An 8,554-nucleotide genomic window follows, 5' to 3' on the forward strand; every position below is an offset into this window, starting at 1 on the left:
GTAACGACCGTTACATTATATTTGCAACATGAGTAAAGATAATAGTTGGTTACTGTTGACTTATAAAGTTCCGCCGGAGCCTTCAAAAAACAGGATTGCCTTATGGCGGAAATTAAAGTCATTGGGTGCGGTATATATGCAGAACAGCATTTGCCTGTTGCCTAACACTGCCGAGCATATCAAACAACTAAAGCTGATAGAAAATGATATTGCTAAAATAGATGGTGAAAGTGTATTGCTGGAAACGGTTGCACTTGACAAAGCCCAGGAACAAAAGGTGGTGAGTCGCTTTAAAGCCGACAGGGACGAAGAGTACAAAGAGTTCTTAGGGAAGTGCAATGATTTTGAAGCGGAGATAAAAAAAGAAACGAAAGCCAAACACTTTACCTACGCAGAGCTGGAAGAAAACGATGTTGATTTAAAGAAGCTGGAAACCTGGCTTGACAAGATTAAGAAGTTAGATTTCTATGGAGCAACACTTGCCGCAACAGCAATAGAAAATTTTAAAAAGTGCCAAAGTATGCTCGATGAGTATGCACAAAAAGTATATGATGCCCATGATGAAAATCACTAACAATGTCGAATAATATTAAAAGAGCATCGTGGCAATTCATCCTCCTGTTTGGTATCATCAGCATGTTTGGCGATATTACCTATGAGGGCGGCAGAAGTATTGCTTCACCGTATCTTGCCATATTGGGCGCAAGTGCGGCAGTAGTCGGACTGGTGAGTGGTTTGGGTGAATTTGTAGGCTATGCGTTTCGCCTGTTATCAGGCTATGTAGCTGCCAAAACTAAATCCTATTGGACAATCACGTTTATCGGGTATGGTTTGCTTGTATCCATACCATTGCTGGCACTTGCAAACAACTGGCAGTTGGCAGCTTTTTTTGTTGTTATAGAACGGTTTGGGAAAGCCGTCAGATCTCCGGCAAAAGACACCATGTTATCCTTTGCCACATCGAATACTGGCAGGGGATTTGGATTTGCAGTGCATGAGTTTATAGACCAGATCGGCGGCATTATCGGACCATTACTTTTTTCAGCAGTTTTCTTTTTACACGGCACATACAAGCAGGGGTTTACGCTTTTATGGATACCTGCAATACTTACGCTTGTCTTTCTGTTCACTGCCAGGGTTAAAGTACCTGATCCCGAAGCGCTGGAAAAATACCATATCGAAGAACAAAATACATCTTCACCTGCTAAAAAGCTATCGGCAAAGTTTTGGTGGTATATGTTGTTTTCCTTTTTAAGCGTATTGGGATTTGCCAATTTTCAGCTTATTGCTTATCATCTGAAGATTAATACCATAACCACCGATACACAAATTCCTTTTTTCTATGCCATTGCTATGGGTGTTGATGCGGTAGCTGCATTGCTGGTAGGTAAGATATATGATAAAAGCGGGCTAAAAGTGCTAATTCTACTTCCACTCTTATCTGTTCCTATTGCGTTCCTCACGTTCACATACTCTTTCAATTTAGTATTAACCGGCATTGTGTTGTGGGGTATTGTAATGGCTATTCATGAAACTATAATGAGAGCTGCCATTGCCGACATGGTAGCAAGGAGCAACCGGGCATTTGCGTATGGCATTTTTAATACGGCTTATGGCTTAGCCTGGTTCCTGGGGAGTGCCACTATTGGTTTCCTTTATGAAATAAGCATTGAAAGCATTTTATGGTTTATTTCCTGCATTCAGGTTTTGTCGGTGCTGTCATATTTATTCCTCAATAAACAACTCAAAAAAACCGCAGTATGAAAGTATTAAGTTGGAATACGCTTTTCGCCGGTATTGATACAGGCAGCACAAAAAGAAGGGAGCTTCAGATAGAAGCTATCAACGCTCTGAAGCCAGATATTTTTCTGATGCAGGAAGCTAAAGGGTTTGAGTTGAACGGTCAAAAGCTACTTTTTGAAACAGAAGATGTACTAAACATGCGTGGGTTTCTTGGAAGGGCTATCCATACAGGACAAAACACACTTATTTTTATTAACCCATCTTATAAAGCACATGCGTTTGATTACGACAATATCCATTTTCATCATGCGGCAACCTTCCTGACGGTTGTTGTCCCCGGCTTTTCTTTGCCTATTCATTTTGCAAGTGTTCATCTTAGTCCTGTAGGTGTAGAGATAAGGCGCCGTGAAGCAGCTTATCTGATGCAATTAGCAGATCCTGCCAAACTCTCCCTGATCACCGGTGATTTTAATTCTTTATCACCACATGATAATGAACCGGAAAACTGGGAAACGCTTAGTCCGCATTATCGCTCCAGATATTTTGAAGGATTTGAAAAAAAGGCTGATCGCTCAGTGTTAGAAAAATTTGAAGCAGCAGGTTTTATTGATTGCGGACATCAGGCAAATGCAACAAATCAAAACACAGTTCCTACAAAATCTTATTTAAACGCTGAATTTGTTCCATTCCGATGTGATTACGCAATGGCAAGTGACATGCTGGCAAAAAAATTAAAAAGTTTCGATGTTATCAGGACAGACAAAACCGATATTGCCTCCGACCATTACCCGATTTTTATGGAATTTGATAGTAAAGGAGCTTAATGAAAATATAGGTCAATAAGATTTTATAGTTGTAGTCCGCAGTTATGAGCCGAAGCGTTTGTCTTCGGCTTTTGTTTTTAGGGCATGTCCCTTCGGGTCGGGTCATTCCAGGGTACGCTTCGCTTCCGTCCCTGACCGGTTCGTTCCTCACCGCCTTACATCCCCCTCATGCTTTATTGTATAAGCCGTTAACAAGGTTGCATTGGTTGAGATTGCCAACCAGCCTGCTATGGCATTTTCCAACGAAACGGGTAAAAAGGCAGCTAAGATAGTTACGCCTTCGTTGCTACGAGCGCATAATGCTGCGCTACGCTTGCACCCTTCGGGACTTATAGCTCTCCGCGCCTTCGGCTTCACTCTGTCGCTGCTTTCTTTTTTCCCGTTTTTTCTTTTGGAAAAATGCTTTTAAGGCAGGCGGGTGAAAAAAAAAGTAAACAAAATGGTTTCACAATTAAAATTAAAAATCATGAACATCATTGGCAGATTAACGAGGGACGCACAAATCAGCACCTTGCCGAGCGACAAACAGGTAGTAAACTTTTCCGTAGCGGTCAACGACAGCTACCGCAACAAACAGGGCGAGCGGGTGGAACACACCGAGTATTTCAACTGCGCTTACTGGATTTCAACAAATGTAGCTAAGGCACTCACCAAAGGAACATTGGTAGAACTCACAGGCAGGGTAAGCGCAAGAGCATGGGTTGGTGGCGATGGCGAGGCACACGCAGCACTCAATTTTCATACTTCACAAATCAAACTGTATGGAGGTGGCAAACGGACTGAAACCGTAGCAGGTGGTAACAGCAACAACTCCATAGCACCTGCTAACAATGGCAAAGACGATTTGCCTTTCTAATCATTCATTTTTCATTTTTCAACTTTTAAAAATTTTCAATCATGGCACATAATATCAATTATAACGAACGTACAGGCAAATACAGCTTCTTTAGCGTACAGCAAAAGGCATGGCACAACTTAGGGCAGATAGTAGAACAATATCCCACAAGTGCCGAAGCTATCAAATATGCAGGGCTTGACTTCGAGGTAGTCAAATCTCCCTTATATACACATGGTAAGGGTATAAGCATAGGTAATGACGGTGAAATAAAAGAAGGGGGCAACATCTTACTGCCCGACAATTTCGCCACCATGCGCACCGATACCAATCAGGTTTTTGGCGTAGTGGGCAGGGAATATCAGATAGTACAGAATGCAGACGCTTTCGCCTTTTTCGATGCTATTGTAGGTGGTGAAGATGGTATTCTATACGAAACAGCAGGAGCATTAGGCAACGGAGAACGCATATTTATTACTGCCAAACTCCCTGACTATATCCGTGTAGGTAATGGCGATGATGTTACAGAAAAGTACATCTTCCTTACAACCTCACACGATGGTACTGGAAGCATCACCGCAGCTTTTACACCTGTGCGCATTGTTTGTCAGAACACCCTTAATGCAGCATTAGGCAATATGTCAAATGTAGTACGCATACGCCATACATCAGGTGCAAAACAGCGTTTGGAAAATGCTCATAAGGTAATGGGACTGGCTAATCAGTTGAGCGTTCAACTGGAGGGCATATTCAACCAATGGACAAAGGTGCGTATCTGCGATGAAGAAGTGAAGAAATTAATACAACTGGCGCTTTGCCCTAATAAAGAAACATTGGACGCACTTAAAAAAGGTGCAGATGATGAACTGTCAACCGTATTCAAAAATACGGTGGAAGATGCCTTTGCTTATGCAATGATGGCAGATACACAGCAGATGAACACAACCAAAGGAACAGTATTCGGGGCATACAATGCGGTAACAGGGTATTATCAGAATGTACGCAATTACAAAGATGATGAAAGCAAGCTGCAATCCATTGTAATGGGTGGCACAGCACAGGCGAAAGCACAACGAGCATTTGAATTGTGTACTGCATTTGCGAAGGACGGAGCGGACACTTTCAGTATTAACTAATCAATAATAGGCGACTGCCTGCAAAGGTGGTCGCCTTTAAAAATCAGAATTATGAAGGCAAAATCAAAAGACGAAGCGAAAAGTCACGCTAAGGCACAAAGCCTTGATAAAGATTACAAGGATGTAGCGGTATATATTATTCATTGCAACCGAACAGAGTATTACTATGTAGATACCGATAGCTTAATACGAATGTGGGAGCAACTTATCGGCTACTATATCAATGGAGTTTTTACCGATGAAAAACAACACTCATAACATACATTAAAATACAAATCATGACACGTTCTAATCTTCATATCAAATTAAGCAACGGCAAATCTATTATATGTGTTGCTGACAGCAGCAGCGCACCTGAACAGGGATATATCGTTGAAGCACTCCTGCTACCCTTATTATCCCTTAATAATAGCGAACAGGAACTCAATTTACTTCGGGAGCATTGTACGATGAATGAAAGAAGGGTAAATGCAACTTACCGTTATACGATAAACCTTATCACAAAAGTGGTGAAGTTTTTTGAGGAGCATTACAATTATAGTCGGGACAGTTTCAAAATAGGAAAAGATATAACGCAACGATATGACGATTATTTAAAGACGATTGATAACAAGTAAAGTAGTACATAATGGAAACGCTCATTAGATTATTACATAGCACTCCTTATCCTATGCTGTTCTTTATAGGCTTAGGTATCAGGCTTATTGTCGGTATGCGACAATTTAACCGCAGGGGCTTAGGTGGGTTGCAGCATTTCAATAACTATTTCGTGGGATTGATTACACTTTCTATTGAATGGGTATTGAAGTGGGTGGCTTTAGCCCTGATGCTGTGGGGACTGTGGGGATGGCTTTTCAGATAAAACAGCAAAGTATTAAAACGATACGGGACTGTACAGAAATTCTTTAACACAAAAAAATTAAACAATGGAAACAACAAATTTTTTCAGCAATGTAGCAGCATTGAATATAACAGGCGACCTGCAACTGACTATACGGAAAGGAGCAGAAAACAACTGGATAGTATCGGTTATGCTCAATAATGAGCAATGCGGAGATGATGCAAGAAAATTGATACCGCCTCTCAATCTTAGAGGAAGTACCGAAGAACTGGATAACGGTTTTTTTGGACGGATAACTACACCTATGCAGATCGCTTCGGGTTTAATGGTGGACATGGAAGGCTTTATGAAGCAACTGGAAGAAGCCAAAAAACAATCTGCTATGGAAAAGGAAAAAGCAGACAAGGAGCGCAAAGAAAAAGAAGCCAAAGAAAAGAAGTACAAAGAAGCGATGCAAAAAGTAGATGAACTGGAGAAAGAGGGCAAACACAGGGACGCATGGATGAAAGTGCCTGACCCATCAGAATATCCCGAACAGGCAGAAGCTATCCGCAAACGAAAATCATCCTTAGCTGCAAAGTTTGCCCCCGACTTGTTTGGTAATACTGCAACACATGTTGCCAGTGAACACCCAGAAAAGGAAAGTGCATTTAAAGAGGAAGAAACGGATGAGGAGGAAATTCCTGATACAATAGAGGACGAAATAGAAGAAGAAAGCTAAACAAATCATTAATCTGTAAAACGAAATATCATGTTAGTAGCAAAGCAATTAGACAGGGTTTTCCTGCTCACAGAAAACGGAACGAATATAAGGCTAACAGACCCTGAACCGTCATGGAGCGTAGAAGCGGTGATGAATTTTTATGCCAATACTTATCCTATACTTACCACCGCCAAAATATCCGCACCAAGAATTGAAGATGATACCGTACAGTATCGTTTTGAAAGTGTAATGGGAACAAAAGGCTAATCCTAAAACGCAAAGCAATGGAATATGCAACACAATATTATATCGGGCATCATCCAAATGCCCAAGCAAGAAAAACAAAGAAAGCTGTACAGGCAGTTAAGCGAGTTCACAGCATGGATGCAACGAACAAAAGACGCACAAGAAATAAGCAAGGACAAACGGAAGTCAGTTCCAACACAAATGTTGCCAATGGTTTTCTAAAAACCACATTCCTGCCTAAACTGGAAGCGATGAAAACTGTACGACCTGCTAAGGAAGTGGAGAAAATAGAAACTGATTTTTATTACTCTTTATGTGGTATAGCCAGGCATTATAACGGCTTCGAGCCTATGGACACGAGAACTTTCGGCTATCCTTATAATATTGCCCTTTCTGTTTGGGAAGTGGAAAACCATTTAAAGCGACACGTTAAAAACTGGAACAGTTTGCGACTGGTACAGGACGACAAGGGAAAGACCTTTCTTATCAGCGAAGAACAATATGATACAGGAACAATGCTGTATTACATTCCAGTTATACCTCTATACAAAATGTTTAAAAACCGAAGCACAAAAAGAGCAGCCCGATTATTATTATCTGTATGCTCTTACCTGTATCACATAGCGGATATACCTTATTACAGACAGGAAGATGCTTATATCTATTGGCAGTATGAAATGATTTCTGACTGGATAGAGCAGGACGATGAAGCGGAATTAGACAGCCGTAAAGACGAATTAAAAGTTGCCCAATGGTGCGGTGATAAAATAGAACAGAAATTATTCAGCCGTAGAAACCTTGATGTATTTGCGGAACGAATAAAGGCATTCAGACCTAAGAATGACTTTGAGCAGGAATGTTTGAGAATTGCGAAAGAAGCCTTTACACTTTATACCGACTATCCTGCAACGGCTGTTTTCCAACATGCAAAATATGCAGAGGATGAAGAACAGGATAGCGAAGTAATTGCAATGAGAAAGTACATATCCTTTATTGCAAATGCAAAAGGATGGCTTTATGAAACACTTGCCGAGAGCGTGAACAATGAATTTAATGAATGTGGCTTAACAGAAGAACCCACCGTATTAAAAAGGTTTAATGGTACGTCTGTTACCAATTGCAATCTTGAATTTGAGAACAGGCTGTTCCCCCTCATAGGCGATGTGTGTTACCTGCTAACTAACAATTAAAAGCAAACAAGATGAAAGATGTAATGGAGCATATCGGTACACTGTATCATCCCAAAACAGCTTTAGTATTCTATGAAGCAAAAGGGACGAATGCGGAAGTCTATGTAGAGTATTTCGATATGGATAGAAATGGCAGTCCCATTAATGCACATCCCTTGACTACTAAGGAAGCTGTAGATTCCGCCCGATTGTTTCACCCCCATTCCGTTTTTTATTTTCACCCCTATTCCGGAGGAAGCTTTCACCCCTTTGTTAGGTGGGTCATTGGCGAAGAGTGGGAGCAGTTTATGCAGGTATAATCTTGTTTTCAGTTGTTCCGGCACAAATTGAGCCCTAAAAAAAACGTCATTCCGGCGCAAGCTTTCACCCCCCGCATGGGAACTAAAAGCTGTCGTTCCGGCGTATTGTTTCACCCCTAAGGTTAGTTGTAAATAGCTGGGTAGTGGCTTTTCATCTTCATTTGCGCTCTTAAAATCAAAGCGCAAAATGGGAGCAAAACCAAAAGCCATGGAAGAAATAAGATCGGTCATTCGGCTCTACAAAGACGGATTTTCCAATTATGCCATTAATGAACACACAGGTATTAGCCTTCCTACTATTCGAAAGTATTTAAACAGGCTAAAGGAAGCGGATGTAAGCCTGGAAGAACTCCTTACAATGAGTAGTGAGATGCTATCTGAGATCTGTTTTCCTGAGAAAAAGCCGATAGATATAGGTAACAGACTTCAAAACCTGCTCACACATTTTGAGTATGCAGAACGAGAGCTTGCAAAAACAGGTGTCACCAAACAACTACTCTGGATTGAATACAGGGAACAGCACCCGGATGGTTATAATTACTCGCAATACTGCTTTCACTTCTCTGAGTACATGAAACATAAAGAAGTGGTCATGCATCTGGAGCATAAAGCTGCAGAAGTGATCATGATCGATTTTGCAGGTAAACAACTTTCCTACACCGACCCTTAAACATGTGAGATTGTACACTGCCAGGTATTTGTTTCTGTAATTCACTACAGTGGTCTGACCTTCTGTT

Annotated in this window: 13 protein-coding genes; 12 read left to right on the forward strand and 1 reads right to left on the reverse strand. The window is 41.1% G+C overall.

Going from position 1 to position 8,554, the window contains the following annotated elements:
• Positions 1-28: 28 nt before the first annotated feature.
• The 11 genes from ACTHN6_RS18520 to ACTHN6_RS18570 all read left to right on the forward strand — a co-directional run bounded on the left by ACTHN6_RS18520 (position 29) and on the right by ACTHN6_RS18570 (position 7,518).
• Positions 29-574 (forward strand): Chromate resistance protein ChrB, encoded by a 546-nt coding sequence (locus ACTHN6_RS18520; protein ID WP_440437264.1) that lies wholly within the window; start codon positions 29-31, stop codon positions 572-574.
• A gap of 2 nt (positions 575-576) precedes the next feature.
• On the forward strand, positions 577-1,764 hold the full coding sequence (locus tag ACTHN6_RS18525) for an MFS transporter (protein ID WP_440437265.1): 1,188 nt from the start codon (positions 577-579) through the stop codon (positions 1,762-1,764).
• Positions 1,761-2,567, forward strand: coding sequence for an endonuclease/exonuclease/phosphatase family protein (locus ACTHN6_RS18530; protein WP_440437266.1), 807 nt, complete (start codon positions 1,761-1,763; stop codon positions 2,565-2,567). Before ACTHN6_RS18525 ends, ACTHN6_RS18530 begins: the two co-directional genes overlap by 4 nt.
• 466 nt (positions 2,568-3,033) lie before the next feature.
• On the forward strand, positions 3,034-3,423 hold the full coding sequence (locus tag ACTHN6_RS18535) for a single-stranded DNA-binding protein (protein ID WP_440437267.1): 390 nt from the start codon (positions 3,034-3,036) through the stop codon (positions 3,421-3,423).
• A 41-nt stretch (positions 3,424-3,464) separates the two neighbouring features.
• Entirely contained in the window at positions 3,465-4,538 is a 1,074-nt protein-coding gene (locus ACTHN6_RS18540) for a DUF932 domain-containing protein (protein ID WP_440437268.1), read from the forward strand.
• 51 nt (positions 4,539-4,589) lie between these two features.
• Positions 4,590-4,796 carry a hypothetical protein gene (locus tag ACTHN6_RS18545; RefSeq protein ID WP_440437269.1) on the forward strand — a complete coding sequence of 69 codons (207 nt, stop codon included), beginning with the start codon at positions 4,590-4,592 and terminating at the stop codon, positions 4,794-4,796.
• 20 nt (positions 4,797-4,816) lie between these two features.
• Complete coding sequence (locus ACTHN6_RS18550; RefSeq protein ID WP_440437270.1) at positions 4,817-5,155, forward strand: hypothetical protein; 339 nt, start codon at positions 4,817-4,819, stop codon at positions 5,153-5,155.
• Between the two features lie 11 nt (positions 5,156-5,166).
• Positions 5,167-5,400, forward strand: coding sequence for a hypothetical protein (locus tag ACTHN6_RS18555; protein WP_440437271.1), 234 nt, complete (start codon positions 5,167-5,169; stop codon positions 5,398-5,400).
• A gap of 64 nt (positions 5,401-5,464) precedes the next feature.
• The gene (locus ACTHN6_RS18560; protein ID WP_440437272.1) at positions 5,465-6,100 is read left to right on the forward strand and encodes a hypothetical protein; all 636 of its coding nucleotides are present in this window, start codon (positions 5,465-5,467) and stop codon (positions 6,098-6,100) included.
• A gap of 30 nt (positions 6,101-6,130) precedes the next feature.
• Positions 6,131-6,349, forward strand: coding sequence for a PRTRC system protein C (locus ACTHN6_RS18565; protein WP_440437273.1), 219 nt, complete (start codon positions 6,131-6,133; stop codon positions 6,347-6,349).
• A 17-nt stretch (positions 6,350-6,366) separates the two neighbouring features.
• Entirely contained in the window at positions 6,367-7,518 is a 1,152-nt protein-coding gene (locus ACTHN6_RS18570) for a hypothetical protein (protein WP_440437274.1), read from the forward strand.
• 62 nt (positions 7,519-7,580) lie between these two features.
• Here ACTHN6_RS18570 and ACTHN6_RS18575 read toward each other — a convergent pair whose 3' ends face one another.
• The gene (locus ACTHN6_RS18575; protein ID WP_440437275.1) at positions 7,581-8,027 is read right to left on the reverse strand and encodes a hypothetical protein; all 447 of its coding nucleotides are present in this window, start codon (positions 8,025-8,027) and stop codon (positions 7,581-7,583) included.
• Here ACTHN6_RS18575 and ACTHN6_RS18580 point away from each other — a divergent pair.
• Complete coding sequence (locus tag ACTHN6_RS18580; RefSeq protein WP_440437276.1) at positions 8,026-8,487, forward strand: hypothetical protein; 462 nt, start codon at positions 8,026-8,028, stop codon at positions 8,485-8,487. The genes ACTHN6_RS18575 and ACTHN6_RS18580 overlap by 2 nt on opposite strands.
• Positions 8,488-8,554: the final 67 nt, after the last annotated feature.

It is taken from the genome of Parafilimonas sp. (assembly GCF_051953455.1).
Taxonomy (GTDB): domain Bacteria; phylum Bacteroidota; class Bacteroidia; order Chitinophagales; family Chitinophagaceae; genus Parafilimonas.

Excerpts from the sequence above, each read along its gene's own strand:
- ACTHN6_RS18550 (WP_440437270.1), top strand. The coding sequence starts at position 4,817 with ATGACACGTTCTAATCTTCATATCAAATTAAGCAACGGCAAATCTATT.
- ACTHN6_RS18535 (WP_440437267.1), top strand. The coding sequence starts at position 3,034 with ATGAACATCATTGGCAGATTAACGAGGGACGCACAAATCAGCACCTTG.
- ACTHN6_RS18520 (WP_440437264.1), top strand. The coding sequence starts at position 29 with ATGAGTAAAGATAATAGTTGGTTACTGTTGACTTATAAAGTTCCGCCG.
- ACTHN6_RS18570 (WP_440437274.1), top strand. The coding sequence starts at position 6,367 with ATGGAATATGCAACACAATATTATATCGGGCATCATCCAAATGCCCAA.
- ACTHN6_RS18530 (WP_440437266.1), top strand. The coding sequence starts at position 1,761 with ATGAAAGTATTAAGTTGGAATACGCTTTTCGCCGGTATTGATACAGGC.
- ACTHN6_RS18545 (WP_440437269.1), top strand. The coding sequence starts at position 4,590 with ATGAAGGCAAAATCAAAAGACGAAGCGAAAAGTCACGCTAAGGCACAA.
- ACTHN6_RS18525 (WP_440437265.1), top strand. The coding sequence starts at position 577 with ATGTCGAATAATATTAAAAGAGCATCGTGGCAATTCATCCTCCTGTTT.
- ACTHN6_RS18575 (WP_440437275.1), bottom strand. The coding sequence starts at position 8,027 with ATGGCTTTTGGTTTTGCTCCCATTTTGCGCTTTGATTTTAAGAGCGCA.
- ACTHN6_RS18540 (WP_440437268.1), top strand. The coding sequence starts at position 3,465 with ATGGCACATAATATCAATTATAACGAACGTACAGGCAAATACAGCTTC.
- ACTHN6_RS18560 (WP_440437272.1), top strand. The coding sequence starts at position 5,465 with ATGGAAACAACAAATTTTTTCAGCAATGTAGCAGCATTGAATATAACA.
- ACTHN6_RS18555 (WP_440437271.1), top strand. The coding sequence starts at position 5,167 with ATGGAAACGCTCATTAGATTATTACATAGCACTCCTTATCCTATGCTG.
- ACTHN6_RS18565 (WP_440437273.1), top strand. The coding sequence starts at position 6,131 with ATGTTAGTAGCAAAGCAATTAGACAGGGTTTTCCTGCTCACAGAAAAC.
- ACTHN6_RS18580 (WP_440437276.1), top strand. The coding sequence starts at position 8,026 with ATGGAAGAAATAAGATCGGTCATTCGGCTCTACAAAGACGGATTTTCC.